Consider the following 22206-nt stretch of genomic DNA (forward strand, 5'->3'; position numbering starts at 1 on the left):
ATATCGAAAAAATTTACAAGGAACTTTCAGTAAAAGGTGAAAAAATTCTTGGTATGTTTTGCATACAATATCCAATATATTGTATTCATACAAATATTCTAGACAGTTCAATTGATAGTTTAGACAGTTTAGACCAATTAATAATAGATTGTTTAAATATAAAATCAAATTATTCACAATTACAATTAGCAGCTATTTTAGGTACTTCAAAAAAATTAATAGAATACCGTATTGATAAATTAATTGTAGATAACCATTTAGAAAAAAAAGAAAATAATTTTATTATTACAGAATCAGGTAAAGAAGTTTTTATTAATAAATCATTAAAACGACTTCATAAAAAATCATATGACTTTTATTTAGATGGGATTAATTTAAACCCTTTAAGTGAAGATTTTTACAAATTCTATAAAGCCAATTTTTTTAGTGAGTATGATATAGAATACTATACAATTAACAAAGGAAAAACTAGTACTAATAGACCGTTTGCTCCAGATATTGTTCATACTCCTATTGCAAAAGAAACTTTAGTAAATAAAATAATGGATATCCCTGAACTTGAAAGAGAAAGCTATGCGATTCCATTAGGCTTAGTTGAAATTGAAGATATATCATTTACAAAACTATCATTACCAATTCTAATTAATGTTACAAAAAATGAAAATGGAATAAAAAAAGAATTAATTGATGGCTTTGTATTTCATGCTTTTGATAGTGAAAATTCATACTATGATGAAGCACGCAAAAATGTTATAGGATTTGAAAAGAATTGTATAGAGAGAATCAAAAATTTGCAATTTAAAATTATAATACCCAATAAAGGAGAGGAAGTAAATACAGATAAAAAACCACTTATTACTTCTAATTGGAATGAAATTGACAAATACAAAGAAAGTAATCAAAAATGTTTTATTTTCAGTAAAGAAGACCTAAAAGAAGTAGTTGAAAAGCTTTATAACTTAAAAAACGTTGAAATAGAAAATTTGATTAATGAAGAATCTGAAATTGGTATCAACATCACAAAAAAAATGTTGCTTGCTTCAAATGATAGAAAGACATTATTATCAAATTTATTGAGGGAAAGAGACTATATAATATTAAAAACGTATTATAATGTATTTATGCTCTATTTGTATTATAAATCTACAGATGCATTTGTTAATAAAGTAATTAAGTTTAAAAAAATCATTGATGAATATACAAAAAACAAGAAAGATTTTAAGACCATTATTTATTCTTATCCTGAGTACAAATACGATTTCAGAGAATGTTTAAAAGCAGCCGGTGAATTTGAAGTATTAGAAACTATAGATATTTATAATCACATGTTACAACTTAAGTAATGAATTTTGAAGTTAAACCTACAGATGTTCTCAATCAAGGAGCATTTATCAACATAGAGAGCCAACAATCTAGTTATAATTTTTATGATTATGAATCTATTTATTGTACTCATAAAGAAGATAAAAGACTTAAAGAAGAAATTATTGAAATTATCGATTCGGCAGAAACAGTACTTAAAATTTGTAGTTTTATAATTACTGATGATGAAATTTTTGAAGTATTAATAGACAAGGCAACATCAACTGATGTCGTTATATTCATATTAACTCAGTTGGATGCTAAAAAAATGACAAGTAGAAGTAATCATTTAGATTTTATTACAGAGGAAGAAATAGCAGAAAAACCAGAAGAAAAACATTTATCAAATATCAAAAAATTATATGATGTAGGTGTTCATATCAGGGCTTCGGTATCTGCTCATGCCAAGTTTATTATTTCCGATAGAGATAAAGGTTTTATTACTAGCGCAAACCTTACAACTCCATCATTAAATGAAAATATGGAATCGGGTGTGTATTTGGATGAAAATAGTAGTCAAGAATTAGATATTTTATTTGATATTATTTATCAAAAAGGAACAAATTATACAAAGTTTTTAGATTCATCTAGTTCAAATAAAATGTTTGTAATAAGTTCAGATATCGATGATGCTTTCAAAAATTTACCTGTACCAGAAGATTCAAACCTTAGATACACTTTTATAGATGAGCATACAAATCTTTTAGAACAAATAATTAAATGTATTAATGAGGCAAATTTATTTATTTATTTATCCACATACAGTATTGTAGGTTTACAAAATATTGAGAAATTTATGGAAGCAATTAAGACGGCAATTCAGAGAGAGGTAGTTATAAAGATATTTTGTAGAGGAATGAATTATCGTAACGATCATGTTGTTGCTTCACAAGCTTTAGTAGAATTAGGATGTGATATTTTTGCAAATTATGACAATCACTCAAAAGGAATTGTTACAGAAAATGAAGCAATGATTTTTACAGCTAATATCGATGGGAATCATGGTTTAACAAATGGTTTTGAGGTTGGGTATATATTAAATGATGAACAATATGAAGATTTTTTTAACTTTCACAAAGAATTGATTTATAATAGTACTCATAAGTTTGCAATTCATCCCAAAAGAATAGATTTATTTAAAACTTTTTGTAATTATGAACGTTTTAAAAAATTAAAGCCTCCTACAATTCCTCAGCAAATTATAATTTCAGCGAATAAAAAAATAAATATTGAAATTGAAGATTTTAAAAATTTACCAATATTTTATAATGTTTCAGAGATACTTACTCATGTTACAGTAGGTCAGTCTACATATGAGGCAACATTTTTAGGCAACATTTTTAGTATCATAAAGAAACTACCTTTTCAATATAATAGAGAGAAATATTTGTTGAAATACGATAGCTTAATTTTAGAAATCAAGTAATGAAAAATAATTTACCATACTTAGAAGAATGGTTGGAGTTAGCAAATTCAGGTAATTTCAACAAAGCACAGGAACTGTATTATGAAAATCTTTTTAATGCAGTTGTTGATAATTTTAAAAATAATTTCAGCAATAAAATTGAATCAGGTGGAGTATTGTTTTCAATTTTAGGTTTTTCTCCAGAACCAATTATTTTAACTGCTAAGGCTATTGAACCAGAAAAGCATATCATTTTTACAACAAACAATAGAAGTGATGGAAATGATTATCTAGAAAAGTTTTTAGACTCAAAATATGAGATGATATACATTGACGATGAAAATTTTAATACTTTGTATAAAGCATTAAAAGAATCTTTAATTTTAAATCCAAACTCAAATATAACCCTTGATATTACAGGAGGTAAAAAATCTATGGTAGCTGCTGCAAGCATCTTTGGCAAAGATTATGGTTGTAAAATAGTTTATGTAGATTTTACCGAATATTTAAAAGATTTACGAAAACCTTTGCCAGGTTCAGAAATTATGAATATTGTTTACGATCCTTTAGTCAATCAACCTGAATTATTCATATAATGAAGCATCAAATTTCACTCGTTGGAGGACAATTATTACCAATATATGTAGGTATTAAAGAATTTAATCCTGGCAAAATACACTTTATTGTTTCAAAAGAATCGGCTACAAGTTTAAACAACATAAAGCCAATTATTAAAGGTATTCTCTTAAATGAATACCAATGTAATCCATTTGATTTTTATGAAATTAAATCCATTTGTGAACAGATAATTCAGAAATTAAATCCAAACGACACCATCGAATTTAATCTTACTGGTGGTACTAAAATTATGGTGTTAGCTTGCCAAGCAATTATACACGAAAAAGGGATAAAAGGATTTTACATTAATCAAGATAATTCTTATTTAGAATTGCCTTCCTACGAAAGGAAAAATATTAGTTTAGAGTTAACTGTAAATGAATTTTTTGATTTAAGTGGTCATAAAACTTTTAATTATAAAACAATTAAAGATTTTAAAACAGAAGATTTTAAAGCTGCTGAAAAAATTGGAAATTTTGCGAATAATGATACTAGATATAAAGTAATTATAGGATATCTAAGAAGAAAATATCTTAATAAAAACATTGCATTGTCGTTATCTGGTAATGAATCAATTAATAATAATCTTAAAATAATTTGGGACCCTTTAAATTTAAAAATAAAATCTAATAATAAAATTATACTAGATTTAAATTCATCTATTATTAATGATTTATTTTTTAAAGCAGCTTGGTGGGAATTGTTAATAGCAAATGAAATTGCTAAATCAATAAAATTTAAAGAATTATTTTTAGGCTTTGAACTTAATTTCAAATCTGATAAAAATACAACAAAAAATGAAATTGATATTTTAATAAATACAGGAAAAAAGTTGATTTTTATTGAGTGTAAATCAGGTTTAGTTAAACAAGAGGATATCAATAAAATGAAGGTAGTAAAGCAAACATATGGTGGTGCTATAGCAAAATCAATTTTAGTTTCTCGAGAATTGCCAATACCCTCAATAATTGAAAAGTGTAAAGAACTGAATATTGAACTATTCTATTCTAATGTTTTAAACAAAGAAGTGAATCCAATAAACAAGTTGATTAAGCTAATAAGCGAAATAGAAAATAAAGCCTCTATATGATATTTTTATAAAAACTATTCTAATTATTACTTATAAATATTCATTTTAAATTTATTTAGATACTATAAAATTAAAATAAAAAACCCCCAATAGTGTGGGAATAATTTCTTTAAAAAAAAACGCATTAAAGTTGAGTTTCTTTTTCTAATTGCTTATCACCCCATTCTTTCAAATGAATTATAAAAGGTATAAGTTCGTTACCTATTTCAGTTAGAGTATATTCTACCTTGGGAGGAACTTCGTGATATACTTTTCTATCTATTAATTTGTCTGCTTCAAGTTCTCTAAGTGTTTGTGTTAGCATTTTTGTAGTTATATCTGGTAAAGTTCTGCTAAGTTCGCCATATCTTAGGATGTTATACTGATGAAGATACCATAAAATTCTTCCTTTATATTTTCCACCTATACGTTTAAATGCATAGTCAACAGAACAAGTTGCCACTTCAGGACATTTTTTTTCTTTTTTTTTCATATTTAAAGTGTTGATTTTCAATTTACATACTTTTTTGTATGTAGAGTACAAAAAAGTACATACTTGTCACAAATATACTATTATTCTAGTTTTGTATCAAAATATTTAAAAATATGGAAAATTATAAAAACAATCCTAGGTTGATGAAAGCCATCAGGCAACATGAATTTGGTGGGCCAGAAGTATTACAATATGAAGATGCTCCAATACCACCACTTCAAAATGGAGAGGTAAGAGTGAAAGTTAAAGCAATCGGACTTAATCCGCCAGATTGGTATTTAAGAGAAGGATATAAAATGTTGCCTCCAGAATGGCAACCTAAAGTGCCTTTTCCTGTTATACTTGGTACCGATATTTCAGGAGTCGTAGATGCAGTCGCAGATGACGTTAGCAAATTTTCAGTAGGAGATGAAGTATATTCAATGGTTCGTTTTCCTAGTTACGGACCAAGTCAGGCATATGCAGAATATGTAAACGTACCTGTGTTAGAATTAGCTTTGAAACCAAAAAACATTAATCACACTGAAGCTGCTGCAGTTCCAATGTCTCTTTTAACAGCATGGCAGTTTATGATTGAACTGGGTCATGATGTTCAAAATCCTTTACAATCGAATACACACAAACCAGTTGAACTTAATAATAAGAGAGTGTTAATTAATGGCGCTGCAGGCGGTGTTGGTCATTTTGCTCTTCAACTTGCTAAATGGAAAGGAGCTTACGTTATTGCAGTGGCATCAACCAAACAAGAAACATTATTGCGTAAATTGGGTGCTGATGAATTTATTGATTACACAAAATCTAAAGCTGAGGAGATAGTCCACAATCTAGATCTTGTAATTGATTCGGTAGGAGGGTCTACTACAAGTCGGTTTTTAAAAACACTAAAACCAGGCGGAGCATTATTCCCTATTTTTCCTCTAGGATTTAATGATAATGAAGAAGCTCAAAAGCTGGATGTTACTGTATCGGCTACACAAGTACGTTCCAATGGGAAACAATTAGAAGAATTTGTTCCATTGTTAAATGATGGAACCATAAAAGTAATCATAGATAGTACTTTTCCATTAGCTGAAGCTAGCAAAGCTCACGAAAGAGCTGCTAAAGGACACATTCAAGGTAAAATTGTGTTAACGGTAAATTAATTGTTATTATGACTATTCAAGAATTATCAGATAAATTTTCTATCCAAGAACTAGTTGCAAACATTTCAATTTATGGAGATAATAAAGATTTTAAAAATCAGGTTAGGTTATTTACTAAAAATGGTATTTCAGAAACAATTAGTGATGGTAATGTCATTTTGAAGCTCGAAGGAAGAAATGTAATGGAAGAGGCTTTTAACAAGTTTCTAAAAGATTATAAAAAGATTTATCATCTCAATGGTCAACAAACAATAACTTTAAATGGTAATAAAGCATCGGGAACTTGCTATTGTTTGATTACACTTGTTGATACTGAAAATGTAAAAACAACTATTGGAGCAATCTATACAGATGAATATGTTAAAATCAATAATGAATGGTTGGTTGATAAACGTATAGGTAATTTTAAATGGGAAGAAAAAGAGTAAAATATTTTTAAAAATAATTTCAGTGAATTTTTAAATGAATAAAGTTGTCTCTGATTCTGAGACAACTTTTATATTTTGTTTAATATAGTATTTCATTTCAACTACAAAATTCCTCAATTGAGCTACAATCAAAAAATCATTCAATACAATCTTTGCATTGTAAATTTAAAAAAAACAATATGCAAATAGTATTGACAGGTTCATTAGGACGAATTGGAAAACCATTAACCCAAAGTTTAGTTAAAAAAGGACATTCAGTTACTGTGATTAGTAGTAAATCTGAAAGACAAAAAGAGATTGAAGAACTTGGAGCAAAAGCAGCTATTGGTAGTATGCAAGATGTAAATTTTTTAACTACTACTTTTAAAGGTGCAGATGTTGTGTATCTTATGATTGCATGGGATGCAATAGGTAATATCTTCAATAAAGAAATTGATTTTCCTACTGAATTTCTCAACATTGCTCATAATTACAAACAAGCCATTGAGCAATCAGGAGTTAAAAAAGTAGTACAATTAAGTAGCATTGGGGCACATACTAATACAGGCATTGGTAGCCTTTCTATCTATCACGAGGTAGAACAAATTATGAATCAACTTCCAATGGATGTGTTTGTAAAATATATGCGTCCTGTGGCATTTTATCCAAATATTTATAGATTTATGCAAACCATTAAATCTGATAGTGTAATCATTCAAAGTTATGGAGGAGACGCTAAAGAACCTTGGGTTTCTCCTTTAGATATTGCCAATGCCATTGTAGAAGAAATTGAAACTCCATTTAACGCTAGAACTTTTCGCTACATAGCTAGTGATGAGGTGTCACCTAATGAAATAGCGAGAATTTTAGGTAATGCCATAAATAATGAGTTAAAATGGTTGGTTATACCTGCTGAACAACTATTAGAGGAAGTAATAGCTTCTGGAATGAACGACTGGGTAGCTAAAGGATTTGTTGAAATGCAAGCAGCACAAGAAAGCGGAATTTTATATAAAGACTTCTATAAAAACAAACCCGTTTTAGGTAAAATCAAATTAACCGATTTTGCACAAGATTTTGCTCAAATGTATAATCAATAAATACTAATATCATGAAGAAAGTATTGATAACAGGAGCCAACAAAAGTATTGGATTTGAAACTGCAAAAGTATTGCTTAAAAAGGGGTACTATGTTTACTTAGGAAGTCGTGATTTACAAAATGGAGTAACCGCTATTGAAAAACTACATAAAGAAGGTTTAAAAAATGTAGAAGTAATTCAATTAGATGTGACTAGTGAAGAGTCAGTTAAAAAAGCACGAACTGAAATTGGTAATAAAACTGGAGTTTTAGATGTATTAATAAATAATGCTGGAATAAATGGAGGTTGGCCACAAGCAGCTTTAGAAGCAAGTATTGAGCAGTTTAAAAATGTATTTGAAACCAATGTGTATGGCGTAGCAAGGGTAACACAAGCATTTATAGATTTATTGAGAAAAGCAGAACAACCTCGCATTGTAAATGTATCTTCAAGTGGCTGCTCACTAACATTGCATTGTGACCCAAATTGGAAGTATTATACACACAAAGCAGCAGTTTATCCTGCTTCAAAAGCTGCACTCAATATGTACACAATTAATTTGGCATACGAATTAAAAGATACTTCATTTAAAGTAAATGCAGTTTGTCCAGGTTTTGTAGCTACAGATTTTAATGGACATCGAGGAACAGGAACTGTCCAAGAAGCAGCAGACCGTATTTCTAAATATGCAATGATTGACCAAAATGGACCTACTGGAAAATTTATTGCAGAAGAGCACAACCCAGATACGGGTGAATGTCCATGGTAAAAAACTGTGTGTTAATTTAGTAAATTTATACAATGAAAAAAATAAGCGTTACTTCAACAAAAATAGATTCATTGACAGACTTTCATAAGGTGCTTGGTTTATCAAAGCCATTGCACCCTATGATTAGTTTTTTTGATGTAAAAGATGTAAATATTTCAGACGAGCAAGTTGGAAACACATTCATTTTAAATTTTTACAAAATATCGTATAAATCAAATCTTTGTGGTCAGGCAAAATACGGGCAACACTATTATGATTTTGGAGAAGGTGGTTTAGTTTATACAGCACCCAATCAACTTTTTGAAGTACATAACAATGTGAGCTCAGGTTGTGTGTTATTAGTTCATCCTGATTTTTTATTGACATACCCATTAGCTAAAAAAATCAAACAACATCGTTTTTTTTCTTATAGTACAAACGAAGCTTTACACCTTTCAGAAAAAGAGAAAGAAACAATTTTTTCAGTTTTCAAAATAATTGATGAGGAATTAAAAAGTAGAATAGACGATTTCAGTCAAGATGTAATTATCTCACAATTAGAATTATTACTCAATTACAGTAATCGTTTCTACAAACGTCAATTTATTACTCGTAAAGCAGTTAATAATGAAATATTGCAAAAATTAGAAGAAGTTTTAAACAGCTATTTCAACCAAGAAAAATCAAGTAATTTAGGAATACCCAAAGTGCAGAAAATAGCAGAAGAATTAAATATTTCACCAAGTTATCTAAGTGATTTATTGAGAATGCTTACAGGACAAAATGCACAACAACACATTCAAAATAAAGTCATAGAAAAAGCAAAAGAACTGCTATCAACAACAAATTTATCAGTATCTGAAATTGCTTTTGAATTAGGATTTGAACATTCACAAAGTTTTTCTAAATTATTTAAAAGCAAAACCAATAAAAGCCCATTAGAGTTCAGACAATCATTTAATTAATTTTTATGTACTAATAATCATTTCTCTGTGTGTTTTTCCCCAATCGGTTAAGTTATTAATAATAGTCTGTAAACTTCTGCCATGCTCAGTAAGTTGATATTGAACAGAAATTGGCTGAGTATCTAATACAGTCCGAATAACTAATTTATTTATTTCTAATTCTTTCAATTCTTTGCTGAGCATCTTGTTCGATATGCCCACTACATCATTCAATATATCAGAAAACCTTCTTTTGTTATGATAACAAATTGACGATATAATCGCAATTTTCCATTTTCCATTAAGCACATACATGGCATCTTGTATGGCCATCATGTTTCCTTTATTGTCTTGTACACAATTATTATCTGTCATATGTTACTATGTTACTTCTAAGTTACTGTTACTTTTTGTTACAAAGTTACAAAAATAAATAAAAGCATTCTACTTTTGTATTCAAAATTTAATGTATCACACAAATGAAAAAAATTAAAAACAAAGTATTTATACTTACAGATGTGTCAAAAGAGATGAAAGTAAGTACTTCTAAAAACTTAATGAAAAAGTTTTTAATAACATTAGCTATAACAATTGTTTCCATTGTCAATGTTGAAGCTCAAAAGTCAAATGTTGACACTAATTCAAATAAAACTGTAATGCGTAATTTTTATCAGCGCTATATTGAAGCAGCAAACAATCGAGATTTTGAAACAATCGCAAGTATGGTAAGTGAAGATGTTTTGATAAATGGTAAAAAAACTAAAAAAGAGGAATCTATAGCAGGTTTTAAACAGGTTTTTGATATGATCCCGAATCATAAATGGCACATCGAAGATCTTTACATCGATGGTGAGCGTCTAGCTGTTCGTTTACGTAATACTGGAACTCCCAAAGAAAATTCAGTTTTAGGAATAAATCCTGATGGAAAATCAGTAGAATTTACAGAGTTTGCTTCATATAGAATTCATAATGGCAAATTTGTTGAGATGTGGTATCTTGTAGATGTTGAAAAGATATCAGAACAACTCAACAATAATTCAAATCCTACCGCATTAGAAGTTGTTAACCGTTTTTTTGATCGGTTCAAAAACGGTGCAACACCAGAAGAACTTGCTAATTTTTTTGATGAAAAAGCGGAACATTATATTCCGGGTGACACAGTACATGTTCCTTGGATTGGAAAAAGAACAGGGCGTAAGGAAATTGCTGAACACTTTAGACTACTTAAGCTACATATCCAACCTCAAAAATTGTCATTTACAGATATAGTTGCTCAAGGCAACCGAGTAGTAGTATTAGGATACCTTGAATCTCTTATGAAAAATAATGGTAATGTTATGAAATCGCAATTCACTATCGATATTGTAGTTGAAAACGGTTTAATCACACACTACTATTTATTAGAAGATTCTTTCGAAATAGCAAGAGCAGTTAATGCTAAAAAAAATAAAAAATAAAAATTATAATATGAGTAAATTAAAAAACAAAGTAGCCGTAATTACAGGTGGTAATAGTGGAATAGGGTTTGGTATTGCTGAAGCTTTCAAAAACGAAGGTGCAGTTGGTTCTATAACTGGACGAAATCAAACAACAATTAATAGTTCAGTTGAAGCATTAGATTCTAGTTTTATTGGAATCAAAGGAGATGTAACCCGAATGAAAGATCTTGAAAAAATATTCAAAGAGACTTATAATAAATTTGGGAAAATTGATATACTTGTAGTTAATGCTGGGGGTATTGTAGATGGAATTGCTATGGATATGGTTAGTGAAGTTACCGAAGAAAGTTATGATAAATATATGGATTTGAATTTAAAGAGTAGTTATTTTACTGTTCAAAAAGCATTACCTTATCTCAATGATGAAGCATCTATAATCTTAATAGGTTCAAGTGCCGCCCACAGAGCTGCGCCAGGTATGGCCATATATAGTGCTGCAAAGGCAGCTATTATATCTTTAGCAAAAGGGTTATCACTTGATTTGTTAGATAGAAGGATCAGAGTAAACACTTTATCTCCAGGTTCAATTGATACTCCGGTATTTGGTAAAATAGTTCCGCAAGAACAAGTAGAACAAGTGAAACAAGTTTGGAAAAACATTATCCCAGTAGGCAGAATGGGATTGCCTTCTGATATGGGAAAAGCAGCAGTTTTTCTAGCTTCAGATGACTCTTCTTTTGTTGTAGGTACAGAACTTCTTTCAGATGGTGGAATGACTAATATTAGTTTGATGAGATAATTAATTAATCCTAACAAAGGCACTTAAATAAAATAAGTGCCTTTTGTTATTTCTATACTTCATTACTGAATATATATTACATATCTAACCATGCTTTAAAATCGGTGCAGCGTTCTCTTGAAACAATAACTTCATCTTCTTGTGAGGGGTTTAATTTTAATAATAATCGACTGTTAAAATAATTATGAATTTCTTTTACAGAACTTAATGAAACCATATATTTTCTGTTGATTCTAAAAAAATCAATAGGATTTAAAATATCTTCTAGTTGGTCAATTGTATATTCAACAGGATAATCTTTACCATCAAAAGTATTTAAGCATATCGTACCATTCTCTGATTTAAAGAAAGCAATATCATTTACATTAAACGTGCTAAAATGATTACCAACTTTTACCATAAATCGTTGTTTGTACTGTTTTTGAAAAAGATTTTTAAAATCTTGAAGTTTGGGATTGATAGTCTCATTTTTTGGATAAGGAGAAAGTCTAAATTTATCTAACGCTCGTTGTAGTTCCTTTTTATCTATTGGTTTCAAAAGATAATCAAGACCATTATATTTAAACCCTCTTATAGCATATTCATTATAAGCAGTTGTAAAAATAATAGGAGGATGATCCTCTATGGTATCAAGTATATCAAAACCATATCCATCATTTAATTGAATATCCAAAAAGACTAAATCAGGTAATGTATTAGTTTTAAACCATTTGAGTGCACTTTCTACAGAAGGAAGTATTTCTATAACATCAATGTCAGACGAAACCTCATTAATAAGGTTTTCAAGTCTTCTGCTTGCAATTGGCTCATCTTCTATTATTATTGCTTTCATTTGTTTATTATTTTAACGGTGTTCGTCGTTTAACTTCTTTTTTTAATAATGGCAGACTAACCTTAAAAGTATCGTTTTCTTGAATTACTTTTACTTTATCATCCGTATAGAAAGAAAACCTTTTTTTTATATTTTCTAATCCTTTTTTAGTAGATTCTTGGCTATCTTTTCTAATTCTTACTGTGTTTTCAACAATGATGCATTCATTTTTTTTATTTGTAATAGAAATTACTAAAGGATGTTCTTTGGAATAGTAATTATGTTTAAGGGCATTTTCAATGAGCATTTGAAGCGATAAGGTTGGAATAACATAATTATTAGCTTTTAAATCAATTTTTGTGGTAATTTGAAGTGATATTTTATGTCTAACATCCATCATGAAGATAAAAGAGTCTAAAAAGTTAAGCTCTTTTTCAAGGCTTATTAAATCTTCTTCTTCATTTTCTAAAATATAGCGATAGCAAGAAGAAAGTCTAGATACAAAATCAGATGCTAAGTCTCTATCTTCATACATTAAAGATGTTAATGTGTTTAAACTATTAAAAAGAAAATGAGGACTTATCTGATTTTTCAAACTTTTATATTTTGACTGCATAACCTCATTTTCCAATTCCATCATTTTTTGCTCTAAATCTTTCTTAACCTTTCCTGAAAAATAAAACAAATTAAATACTACAACGGTTACAGCTATTAGACAAGCTCGTAAAAAATCACTACGAAATTGTAACCAAGGATCTATTACATCAACTATATCAAGTGTGTCAGAAAAATGAAATATAGCGAGATAATACGTTAAAGCAAAAATTGGAGCAACTGTTAGAAGTGTCAATCCTAAAATTTTCATACCCGAAAACCACTCTAGTCTATTTAGTAAGTCTTTTTTTAAATGATTTTTTATAAGCCAGTCATTCAATTCCCAAGTAATTATAAAAAATAAAAATGCAGTTGAATAGTAAAAAAGATTGGTAATACTAAAAAAAATGTTTTCATCTTCTTTGTTAACCGTTAACCTGATGCACAAAAAAACTATAGTAATTAGCAAAAAACGAATGAATATTTTTTTAAATGAAGGATGATACGTAGTTCTTGTCATTATCCTGAATATTTAAAAACAAAGATAAGGAACTAATTACATAGGGGAATCTTTTACTATTAAACTGTTGATTTTAGACATTGAAACCGCATATTTTCTTTTGAATGGTTGTTTTTTAAAATTAAATCAACAAAAATATTTTAAAGGTTAAAAGTAACAGTTTAACAACTTATTCAACAGTTGATAGGAAATTGCTTTTTTAAGATTTTGTTTTGCAGCAATTTAGCATCAAAATTAAAAAAAGATAGTAAAAATGAATTTAGATTTAAAACAGACATTCTATGTTTTTTTTGCCTTACTTTCTATCTCACTTATGGAAGCTCAGGAACCAAATCCTTTAAAAGCACTTTCATTGGCTAGAATAAAAAAAAATGGAAGAACACACATTGTACAGGTAAACAAAATTGATGATGAATATATTGAGGGAATAAATTTGAGCGAGCAATTTAATCGTTATCCAATTGCGATTTTTGAGTTAGTAGAAGAAGTAGGGTATGATCAAATTTTAGAAAAAATCTCTCAAGGAAATATCATAAGGGTTAGATCTTCAGATGTTTTACCTCCTGTTGATGCACTTAATAATACCATAGCAGCTGCAACAAATTATCCTGAACACAAAGAAGAGACCCATGTTGAAATAGACCCCGTTTTATTTCCAAAAATTGCACAATTAACCCCTTACATAAGTACTGTAAAAACTAAAAGCGCTTATCTCTTAGACTACGAAGTAGAGTTGGGGTTTGTGTATTCAAAAGATGTAAAAAAAAGAGAAGATTTAGAAAATCAATTATTAGGTTTTATGGTAGTTATGGATTATTCAGATAGAGAAAGTCAATTAAGAGAATATGATACGAGTCACCCAGAATTAGCCGTTGGGTTTACAAATAGTAAAAGTCACGAAGGATTTTTTCCAGTTGGACCTATCTTGGTAATTCCCAGAAAATGGCAAGATTACTATAAAGATTTAGAACTAAAACTTTGGAGAGGTACAGAATTAAAGCAAAATGATTCGCCTAAAAATCTATATTGGGATATTTCAAAAATAACGGAAGAAACTTTAAAGTTTGGAAATAAAGAAATTTGGACACTCAGAGATAAACCTATTTCATTACTACCCAAAAATTACATTGAGAAAGGAACAATTGTAATAACAGGAACGCCAGGTGGTGTCATATTTACAACCCCAACAAAAGGGTATATTATTAAAAAAGCTATTAAGTATTCCCTTTTATTTAAATATTTCAAATGGAATCCAAAGGAGTATGTAGTGGATCAATTTATTAAAAAACTTCGAAAAGAAGATGACTATCTAAAAGATGGTGAGAAAATTTACGCACAAATTTCAAATTTAGGCTATATAAAAAGTCAAGTTGTTTCAGAATAATAATTTAAAAAATAAAAAAAATGAGAAAAACCCTATTTGTAACAATAATGGTGCTGTTAGTTTCAACACATTCTAATGCACAGTCTTTTGAAGACATATTTAATTTTAGTCATACTTCTTTTTCCGAAGTTGATAATAATCTTTTTGGCAGCAATATTAAGAGTAATAAACTGAATTTGACCAAATTCTATTTAGCTGGTCCACCAATTGAATTAGGAAAACTAAGAATCATTTATAATGCTGAATATAAATGGTATCAAAATGATTTCACGAGTAGAAATAATCAAGAGTTATTATTTGCAAAAGATTTGCATGATGTTAGGTTAGCTACAATATTTAATTATAAGTTAAGTAATAAATGGGCGTTAAACTATGTAAATTTCTCCTCAGTAAAATCAGATTTTAAAAATTTTAATTTTTCAAATGCCTATAAAGGAGTTAATGCTGTTACGGTTGGTTTTAGCCCTAAAGGCGACGATAATTTTAGATATGGATTGGGTGTAACCTATTCTAAAGATATGGGAGACGCGTTAATTTTGCCAGTAGCTTTTATTTATTATAAAACAGATAAATGGCTTATAGATTTAATGTATCCTAGACTGAATGTTTTTCACCGGTTTACTAAAAAAATCGAAGCGGGATTTATGGTAAACTATGATATAGGAGCATTTGATGTTGAATTTGATAGCAACCTTATCTCAAGTATGCCTGTAAAACCAGCATATCAAACCACAAACGTTTTAGCATTTACACCACAGATTAATTATTACCTCTCAAATGAACTCAATATTTATGCAAGAGCAGGTATTAATTTAATATCTGAAACAGGATTAACAGATGCTGATTATAATGAAATTGAAAATATCGGTTACGAATCAGAAAAAATGGGAGTTGCTTTTGGTGTTGGGTTAACATATAAAATACCCCATGGTAAAAAGGAATAAGAACTTAGAATGGTATTAAAAAAATAACGTTTATAAGTATTTATAATTCAGAATCTTTCTAACTACTTAATTGAAGCATAACTTAGATTAAATTACAATGAAAATGACAAAATTAAACAACACTTTAATTCAAAGAGAAATATCCATTTTTCGAACTTCTGTCAATTCAAAATGTGATGTTAAGAATTTAAAACCTTTACTTGATTACCTAGTTGGTGCAGGAAAATGGAATTTTGATTTGGAAGACTCTGAAAAAATACTCAGAATAAATAACTTTCCCAGTATGAATAATTTTATTAGTAGAGAAATTAATAAGTTGGGTTTTGAGTGTGTCGAAATCTTTTGAACTTAAAAAGAAAGCTAAAAAGAGAATCATGAAATTTTACAAAAAATAGGCAGTTTGTAATCATTTTTGATACTATAATTAAGAATAGTTACCAATTTATAGAAAGACCTTTCTTTAGTAGATTTATGGCGAAATGAATAGTCATAAATTAAGATAAAAAGTAAATCTAGGAGTGTTATTTCAGGTCTTTTTGCAAAAGAATTTACCTATACTGAAAAAACGAAAATAATTTTAGGATGTCTAATGGATAAAGAAGTTAAAGGGTATTTTCTTAAAAAAGGATATACTTATGTCGCTATTATGAATACTAATTTATCGTCTTTTAATATCCAATTAATTTTTATGGAGTACGCAATTCATTATGAAGAAATTCCAAATTAGTAATTCAAATCACTTTAATTAATTTATTAGCAAGAATTTTGCGGCTATTTTTTACTGTCTGTATTTTTTTTGTGTTTTTACTCCTGCTTTTTTTCATCATTTTGGTAATCTGAGAGATTATGAAGTATTTCAACCTAATGGAACTCCTGTTTTTGAAATCAATGAGGAATTTAACAGAGGCATTATTTGCAGAAACCAATGCAATAGGAATAAAATCTACAGTAATATATCCTGGAGCTTTTAGAACTAATTTTTTAAATGATACGTCTCTTAAAACACCCTCTCATTTAATTGAGGATTATGAAGCGGCAAGAATTTCACAAAAATATTATCAAAATGAGCTGAACGGCAATCAACAAGGTGATCCTGAAAAATTTGCAGAGGTAATTATTGAGATAGCAAAGAGCAATAATCCACCGTTACATTTATTTATGGGTAGAGATGCTTATAATGCGTCTTATAAAAAATAGAAAAAGTAAAATCAGATTTGGAAAAATGGAAAGAGATAACTCATTCCACATCTTTTGAACAAGACTAACAAACCATCATTGTAATGTTTGTTTTTGATGGAATTCCGTTGAAATGAAGTTAAAAATAATTTCTATTTTTAGTATATTTATACTTATTTAAAAGTGCAAAATGGAAACAAAGCTATTACAAAATGTAAAAAAGCATATTCAACTTTCTGAAGAAGAAGAAACCTATTTTGTAAGTTATTTTAAGCCAATTTCAATTCAAAAAAAAGATTTTTTATTGCGAGAGGGCGAAATCTGTAAATTCGAAGGATTTGTAACCAAAGGCTTGTTTAAAGTATGCCATTATGATGAGAAAGGACTTGAGAAAATAATTTCATTTCCAAGAGAAGATTGGTGGGTGGGCGATATTGATAGTTTTACGAATCAAAAACCGTCTTCCTATTTTATCCAAGCATTGGAAGATGCTGAGGTTTTACTTATTAGTAGAGAGGATAAAGAAAATTTATATGTTAATCTGCCCAAGGTTGAAAAATTGTTTCGTATTATGGGACAAAAAGCTTTGATTGCTTTACAAAGAAGAATGTCCGAAAATCTTAGGAAACCTGCTGAAGAACGATATAGCGATTTTCTTGAAAAATATCCACAATTACTACAACGACTTACGAATCTTCAAATAGCTGCTTATTTGGGTGTTTCACATGAATTACTAAGTAAAATTAGAAAAAAGATTGTGTCTAAAAAGATAATTTAAGATTGAATTTATTGAAGTTTTTCAATGTTTTTGGATTTTGATAGTCAGAACTTTGTACCATCAATTTCTAAAAAAATAAGAATGAAAACTATTTTAAAAATTATTTTAATAACATTATCTTTTATAGTTATGGATTTACAAGCACAAAATTTTAAAAGTATTGTTGCAGGTGATATAACATTAAATGTATATTATGCTGCACCATCTAGTTTCGGTGTTACTTCGGTAATTATTTCTGGACAAAATGAAGCTGTTTTAATTGATGCTCAATTTACATTGGCTGATGCCGAAAATGTAGCACAAGAAATTAAAAAATCTGGAAAAAAGCTAACGACGATTTTTATAAGTCACGGTGACCCAGATTTTTATTTTGGATTAGAAGTATTTAAAAGACATTTTCCTGAAGCGATTGTCTATGCAACAGAAGAAACAGTGGAACATATTAAACTTACTGAGCAAAAGAAATTAGATGTTTGGGGAGCACAGGTAGGAGATGCAATTACTAAAAATGTCGTTTTGCCTCAAGTTCTAAAAGGAAATTCAATCACTTTAGAAAATAAAAAATTGGAAATTATAGGTTCTGATAATTTTGCACATCGCACTTTTGTTTGGATACCTTCTATAAAAGCAGTTGTAGGTGGAATTAATGTTTTTGGAGATACATTTCATGTTTGGATGGCAGAAGATAAGGAGTCAACGGAGAAAGATGCGAGAAAAAATTGGATCGCAGCTTTGGATAAAATTAGAAGCTTACAACCAAAAATTGTTATTCCAACACACATAGATGCAGAAGCTTCACTAGATATAAAATCAGTTACTTACACAAAAGAATATATTTTGTTTTATAAACAAGCTTTAAAAACGAATGCTACTTCTGAAAGTTTGATAAAAACAATGCAAGAAAAATATCCAAATGCAGGTCTTTTACCCGTCTTAGAAATTGGAGCTAAAGTGAATACAGGAGAAATGAAATGGTAATAAATTAAACTCGGCAATTGCCGAGTTTTTAAATTAAATGAGAAATGACAAATTTAGAAATATTAAAAAGTACTTATGAAGGTGCTGTTGAAGAAAAAGTACTTAATCTTCAGAAACATTTAGACAAAAATGTAACTTGGAAAGAAGCAGAAGGTTTTCCTTATTCTGGTACATATATAGGCTTTGATGAAGTCGTAAAACTATTCATTCATTTAGGAAATGATTGGATAGATTATAAAATCGATGTTGAAGATTTTGTTGTCGATGGAGATAAAATTGTAGCTTATGGGACCTATAGTGGAATAAACAAAAAAACAAATAAATCATTTGAGGCTAGGGTTGCTCATTTATTCAAATTCAAAAACGCAAAAATTATTAGTTATGAGCAATTTGTTGATAGTCAAAAAGTGATTCAAGCCATGCAATAAAACAAATAAAGTTATAATACAAGCCTTTAAATTTTAATTTAAAGGCTTTTTTTAAATATTAATTTTCATTTTCTAAGATAATCTGACATTTTTTAAAGGCTATATCTGGATAATTTTGAATGGTCCAGTCGCTCAAATGTTTTAAAACAGGTAAAAATGATTTTCCTTTTTCTGATAAGGAATATTCTACTCGTGGTGGAATTTCAGGAAATTTTTTTCTAATTAAAAGTCCGTCTTCTTCTAATTCTCTCAATTGGTCTGTTAAGACTTTTTTAGAAATATCTGGAAGGAAAAACAATAATTTTCCAAAACGGATACTTCCATTCGCACATAAGTATAACAGAATTGGTTTCCATTTACTTCCAATGATATTCATAGCGTGAACCATTGAACAAAAATCATTGTTTTCAATCACCTTTCTTCCCATAAGTTACATTTTTGTTACCACTTTTTTTAGTGAAATCATATTAATTAGTTTCAAATATAAACTATTATAAGTTTATTTGCTAAACTATTTTAAAATAAATTTAATATGTGGAATAAAATTAGACATAATACTAAAGATAGTTATCGAATAGATGGCTTGATATTTAGTTTAAGAACTGGTATTGCGCTACTCATTTTTTTAAATCATGGAGTTGAAAAAATAGTCGATTTTAACGCCATGCTCATCACTTTTCCTGATCCATTAGGTATAGGAAAATTACCAAGCTTATTGTTTGCTTTTATGGCAGATGTAGTAGGTTCTGTTTTTCTTTTTTTAGGATTGCTGTTCAGATGGAGCGCGTTGTTAATAGCAAGTAATCTTTTGGTTGCTTTTTTTATTGTACATAAAGCAAATCTAATGGAAATACATGGTGAATTAGCTTTGGTATATTTAATAATCATATTGTTTCTTTTCTTTTTTGGACCAGGCAATAGGAGTCTTGATAGTGTTTTAAAGATTAGTAACCGTAATAATAAGTAACATGATAGCAAATTATAGTTTAGATACAATGGTAAAAGGAATTACCACTATAGAAATGCAAACTATTTCTGAGTTTTATAAGGTATGGGAACACAAACAGTATGATGTCTTAGACACTATTTGTGTAACTAACTGGAAAGATATTCCTTTAGCTCCCAATCAAGAAGATAGCTTGGAAGGTTTTAAAAAGATTATAGAAGGTTTTACTCAAAAATTCCCTGATCTTAAAATAAATATTTTAGATGTTTTTGGAACCAATGAACGTATTGCTGTTCGAGCTGAAATGAGCTTTACCCTTCAAAGTGAATTGTTTGGAATTCCGGCAACTCAAGAAAGAGTTATAGTCAGAATTCATGATTTTCATTATTTACAACATGGTCAATTAACACATACTTGGCATTTAGAAGACTGGTTTGGCTTGTTAATGCAGAGTGGTGGGTTTACTTCAAAAAATAACTTAATTAAATAGAAATAAAATGAATTTATTAGATCATCTTCAATGGCGTTATGCTACCAAAAAAATGACGGGTGAAAAAATACCACAAGAAAAAATAGATTATATTTTAGAAGCGTCAAGATTAGCTCCTTCGTCATCTGGTTTACAACCCTATCACATTTTTGTAATTAGTAATAAAGAATTACTTGAAAAAATAAAACCCATTGCTTTAAATCAAGGGCAAATTACAGAAGCATCTCATCTTTTAGTATTTGCAACATGGGATGGCTATTCTTTAGAAAAAATGGAAAAGGTATTTCATAAAACTCTTTTAGAAAGAGGACTTCCCTTAGATAAAATGGACAATTACAAAAACATGATGTGGGGCATGTATGAAAAATGTACTCAAGAATGGCATATTCATCATGCAGCTAAGCAAGCTTATATTGCTGTCGCCTTGGCTCTAGTTGCTGCGGCCGAACAAAAAATTGATGCCACTCCTATGGAAGGTTTTAATCCTATTGCCTTAGATGCGTTATTAGAACTGCAAGATAAAGGCTTGAGAAGTGCTGTTATTGTGGCACTAGGATATAGAGATGAAGCTAATGATTATTTGGTAAAATTAAAAAAAGTACGCACTCCAAAACAAGAATTTATAACAGAAATAAAGTATAATGATAGTAGAATTAACAACCATAAGAATTAAAGAAAATCATAATGTAGCTTTTGAAGCTGCATTTGAAAAAATTGAAGAAGTCTTAGCGAAAGCAGAAGGCTATCTCTCACATGAATTACAAAAAAATATTGAGAAAAGTAATCAATATGTTGCTGTGATTCATTGGGAAAAATTAGAAGATCATACTGTAACGTTTGTACAGTCTAGTTTGTTTCAAGAATTAGGGACATTAATTGGTCCTTATTTTGAAAATGCTCCTGATGTGCAACATTATGAAATAATCCAGAAAAAATAAATTAAAAAATGAGTACACCAAAAAAATGGAAATGGTCAATTCTTATTTGGTTAGCAATTTATCCTTTAACAACCTTTATTTTTGCTGTTCTTGGAGAATACATTATGAATATCCAATCTTTACCTCTTAGAACCTTAGTAGTAACAATAGTTGAAGTGCCTATTATGGTCTATGTGTTGCTTCCTTTTTTACAAAAAATCATGAAGAATTGGTTACAGAAATAAATTAAAATTGACTTTTAAAAAGCAATGTAAATAATAAATTTGCATTGCTTTTTAGTTATTTAGTATCGTTTAAACATTCTTTACAGGTTCCTACTAAAACACAATTTACTTTTTCTACTTCGTAATTTTCTGGTATAGAAAAGTTTACAACAGAAGGAAGACACTCAATGGTTTGACATGTGGTACATCTAAAATGAAAATGATTATTTGGTAATTTGTTTTCATCACATTTCATACATACTGCGAAATATTGTTTGCCGTCATCTGCTACTATTTTATGAACAATACCATCTTCACAAAAGCGATTTAAAATTCTGTAAATAGTGGCTCTATCTATTGTAATGTCTATTTTTTTTTCAATAGCATCATGACTCATTGCTTTTTTTGTATTTGTTAATACGCTTAAAACAACTTCTTGGCTAGGTGTATTTCTTCTTTTCATTGTAAACGCGACTAAATTGCAATAAATTAATGCAACTAAGTTGCAAT

General features: G+C 28.9%; 29 protein-coding genes. 23 read left to right on the plus strand and 6 right to left on the minus strand.

The window, feature by feature from the left end; genetic code table 11:
• The first annotated feature begins 53 nt into the window (after positions 1–53).
• From CX675_RS04540 to CX675_RS04555, 4 genes are read left to right on the plus strand one after another with little or no spacing between them, the layout of a single operon-like run.
• Positions 54–1343: a hypothetical protein gene (locus CX675_RS04540; protein WP_205728603.1), complete on the plus strand. Its 1290-nt coding sequence runs from the start codon at positions 54–56 to the stop codon at positions 1341–1343.
• Positions 1343–2788, plus strand: a complete 1446-nt coding sequence (locus CX675_RS04545; protein ID WP_130734036.1) for a phosphatidylserine/phosphatidylglycerophosphate/cardiolipin synthase family protein — start codon at positions 1343–1345, stop codon at positions 2786–2788. The genes CX675_RS04540 and CX675_RS04545 overlap by 1 nt, the downstream gene beginning before the upstream one ends.
• On the plus strand, positions 2788–3363 hold the full coding sequence (locus CX675_RS04550; protein ID WP_130734037.1) for a hypothetical protein: 576 nt from the start codon (positions 2788–2790) through the stop codon (positions 3361–3363). The genes CX675_RS04545 and CX675_RS04550 overlap by 1 nt, the downstream gene beginning before the upstream one ends.
• Positions 3363–4475 (plus strand): Card1-like endonuclease domain-containing protein, encoded by a 1113-nt coding sequence (locus tag CX675_RS04555; RefSeq protein ID WP_130734038.1) that lies wholly within the window; start codon positions 3363–3365, stop codon positions 4473–4475. Before CX675_RS04550 ends, CX675_RS04555 begins: the two co-directional genes overlap by 1 nt.
• Before the next feature lie 124 nt (positions 4476–4599).
• Here the strand turns inward: CX675_RS04555 and CX675_RS04560 are convergent, their stop codons facing one another.
• Positions 4600–4947 carry a helix-turn-helix domain-containing protein gene (locus tag CX675_RS04560; protein ID WP_130734405.1) on the minus strand — a complete coding sequence of 116 codons (348 nt, stop codon included), beginning with the start codon at positions 4945–4947 and terminating at the stop codon, positions 4600–4602.
• A gap of 113 nt (positions 4948–5060) precedes the next feature.
• Here CX675_RS04560 and CX675_RS04565 point away from each other — a divergent pair, with 113 nt between their 5' ends.
• From CX675_RS04565 to CX675_RS04585, 5 genes are all read left to right on the plus strand, one after another.
• The gene (locus CX675_RS04565; RefSeq protein WP_205728604.1) at positions 5061–6089 is read left to right on the plus strand and encodes an NADP-dependent oxidoreductase; all 1029 of its coding nucleotides are present in this window, start codon (positions 5061–5063) and stop codon (positions 6087–6089) included.
• An 8-nt stretch (positions 6090–6097) separates the two neighbouring features.
• A complete protein-coding gene (locus tag CX675_RS04570) occupies positions 6098–6517 on the plus strand; it encodes a nuclear transport factor 2 family protein (RefSeq protein ID WP_130734039.1) in 420 nt (139 codons plus the stop codon).
• A 179-nt stretch (positions 6518–6696) separates the two neighbouring features.
• A complete protein-coding gene (locus tag CX675_RS04575) occupies positions 6697–7596 on the plus strand; it encodes an NAD(P)H-binding protein (RefSeq protein ID WP_130734040.1) in 900 nt (299 codons plus the stop codon).
• A gap of 11 nt (positions 7597–7607) precedes the next feature.
• Positions 7608–8345, plus strand: a complete 738-nt coding sequence (locus CX675_RS04580; protein WP_130734041.1) for an SDR family oxidoreductase — start codon at positions 7608–7610, stop codon at positions 8343–8345.
• Positions 8346–8377: 32 nt separating this feature from the next.
• Positions 8378–9289, plus strand: coding sequence for an AraC family transcriptional regulator (locus CX675_RS04585; RefSeq protein WP_130734042.1), 912 nt, complete (start codon positions 8378–8380; stop codon positions 9287–9289).
• 3 nt (positions 9290–9292) lie between these two features.
• Here the strand turns inward: CX675_RS04585 and CX675_RS04590 are convergent, their stop codons facing one another.
• Positions 9293–9643, minus strand: coding sequence for a helix-turn-helix domain-containing protein (locus tag CX675_RS04590; RefSeq protein WP_240723595.1), 351 nt, complete (start codon positions 9641–9643; stop codon positions 9293–9295).
• A gap of 104 nt (positions 9644–9747) precedes the next feature.
• On the opposite strand from CX675_RS04590, the gene CX675_RS04595 reads away from it, so the two are divergent.
• Together CX675_RS04595 and CX675_RS04600 are read left to right on the plus strand one after the other, a co-directional pair.
• Positions 9748–10725, plus strand: a complete 978-nt coding sequence (locus tag CX675_RS04595) for a nuclear transport factor 2 family protein (protein WP_130734043.1) — start codon at positions 9748–9750, stop codon at positions 10723–10725.
• 10 nt (positions 10726–10735) lie between these two features.
• Complete coding sequence (locus tag CX675_RS04600) at positions 10736–11506, plus strand: SDR family oxidoreductase (protein WP_130734044.1); 771 nt, start codon at positions 10736–10738, stop codon at positions 11504–11506.
• Between the two features lie 76 nt (positions 11507–11582).
• Here the strand turns inward: CX675_RS04600 and CX675_RS04605 are convergent, their stop codons facing one another.
• Positions 11583–12338, minus strand: a complete 756-nt coding sequence (locus CX675_RS04605; RefSeq protein WP_130734045.1) for a LytTR family DNA-binding domain-containing protein — start codon at positions 12336–12338, stop codon at positions 11583–11585.
• A gap of 7 nt (positions 12339–12345) precedes the next feature.
• Positions 12346–13431: a sensor histidine kinase gene (locus CX675_RS04610; RefSeq protein WP_130734046.1), complete on the minus strand. Its 1086-nt coding sequence runs from the start codon at positions 13429–13431 to the stop codon at positions 12346–12348.
• 253 nt (positions 13432–13684) lie between these two features.
• Between CX675_RS04610 and CX675_RS04615 the strand changes: the two genes are divergently transcribed.
• From CX675_RS04615 to CX675_RS04645, 7 genes are all read left to right on the plus strand, one after another.
• Complete coding sequence (locus CX675_RS04615; protein ID WP_130734047.1) at positions 13685–14815, plus strand: fumarylacetoacetate hydrolase family protein; 1131 nt, start codon at positions 13685–13687, stop codon at positions 14813–14815.
• A gap of 20 nt (positions 14816–14835) precedes the next feature.
• Positions 14836–15759, plus strand: a complete 924-nt coding sequence (locus tag CX675_RS04620) for a DUF6268 family outer membrane beta-barrel protein (protein ID WP_130734048.1) — start codon at positions 14836–14838, stop codon at positions 15757–15759.
• A 589-nt stretch (positions 15760–16348) separates the two neighbouring features.
• The gene (locus CX675_RS19735; RefSeq protein ID WP_165395978.1) at positions 16349–16486 is read left to right on the plus strand and encodes a hypothetical protein; all 138 of its coding nucleotides are present in this window, start codon (positions 16349–16351) and stop codon (positions 16484–16486) included.
• 161 nt (positions 16487–16647) lie between these two features.
• A complete protein-coding gene (locus CX675_RS04630; protein ID WP_130734049.1) occupies positions 16648–16956 on the plus strand; it encodes a hypothetical protein in 309 nt (102 codons plus the stop codon).
• A 169-nt stretch (positions 16957–17125) separates the two neighbouring features.
• Positions 17126–17713: a Crp/Fnr family transcriptional regulator gene (locus CX675_RS04635; protein WP_130734050.1), complete on the plus strand. Its 588-nt coding sequence runs from the start codon at positions 17126–17128 to the stop codon at positions 17711–17713.
• An 81-nt stretch (positions 17714–17794) separates the two neighbouring features.
• Entirely contained in the window at positions 17795–18691 is an 897-nt protein-coding gene (locus tag CX675_RS04640; protein WP_130734051.1) for an MBL fold metallo-hydrolase, read from the plus strand.
• Positions 18692–18735: 44 nt separating this feature from the next.
• On the plus strand, positions 18736–19119 hold the full coding sequence (locus CX675_RS04645) for a nuclear transport factor 2 family protein (RefSeq protein WP_130734052.1): 384 nt from the start codon (positions 18736–18738) through the stop codon (positions 19117–19119).
• Positions 19120–19177: 58 nt separating this feature from the next.
• Here CX675_RS04645 and CX675_RS04650 read toward each other — a convergent pair whose 3' ends face one another.
• Entirely contained in the window at positions 19178–19546 is a 369-nt protein-coding gene (locus tag CX675_RS04650; RefSeq protein WP_130734053.1) for a helix-turn-helix domain-containing protein, read from the minus strand.
• A gap of 105 nt (positions 19547–19651) precedes the next feature.
• On the opposite strand from CX675_RS04650, the gene CX675_RS04655 reads away from it, so the two are divergent.
• From CX675_RS04655 to CX675_RS04675, 5 genes are read left to right on the plus strand one after another with little or no spacing between them, the layout of a single operon-like run.
• Complete coding sequence (locus CX675_RS04655; RefSeq protein ID WP_130734054.1) at positions 19652–20086, plus strand: DoxX family protein; 435 nt, start codon at positions 19652–19654, stop codon at positions 20084–20086.
• A 1-nt stretch (position 20087) separates the two neighbouring features.
• Positions 20088–20555 (plus strand): ester cyclase, encoded by a 468-nt coding sequence (locus CX675_RS04660; RefSeq protein WP_130734055.1) that lies wholly within the window; start codon positions 20088–20090, stop codon positions 20553–20555.
• 7 nt (positions 20556–20562) lie between these two features.
• Positions 20563–21228, plus strand: coding sequence for a nitroreductase family protein (locus CX675_RS04665; RefSeq protein ID WP_130734056.1), 666 nt, complete (start codon positions 20563–20565; stop codon positions 21226–21228).
• On the plus strand, positions 21197–21493 hold the full coding sequence (locus tag CX675_RS04670; RefSeq protein ID WP_130734057.1) for an antibiotic biosynthesis monooxygenase: 297 nt from the start codon (positions 21197–21199) through the stop codon (positions 21491–21493). Before CX675_RS04665 ends, CX675_RS04670 begins: the two co-directional genes overlap by 32 nt.
• Positions 21494–21501: 8 nt before the next feature.
• Positions 21502–21717, plus strand: coding sequence for a hypothetical protein (locus tag CX675_RS04675; RefSeq protein ID WP_130734058.1), 216 nt, complete (start codon positions 21502–21504; stop codon positions 21715–21717).
• A gap of 55 nt (positions 21718–21772) precedes the next feature.
• Here CX675_RS04675 and CX675_RS04680 read toward each other — a convergent pair whose 3' ends face one another.
• On the minus strand, positions 21773–22159 hold the full coding sequence (locus CX675_RS04680; RefSeq protein ID WP_130734059.1) for a Fur family transcriptional regulator: 387 nt from the start codon (positions 22157–22159) through the stop codon (positions 21773–21775).
• Positions 22160–22206: the final 47 nt, after the last annotated feature.

Origin of the sequence: Flavobacterium sp. J27 (assembly GCF_004303025.1) — a bacterium.
In the GTDB taxonomy this organism is placed as follows: domain Bacteria; phylum Bacteroidota; class Bacteroidia; order Flavobacteriales; family Flavobacteriaceae; genus Flavobacterium.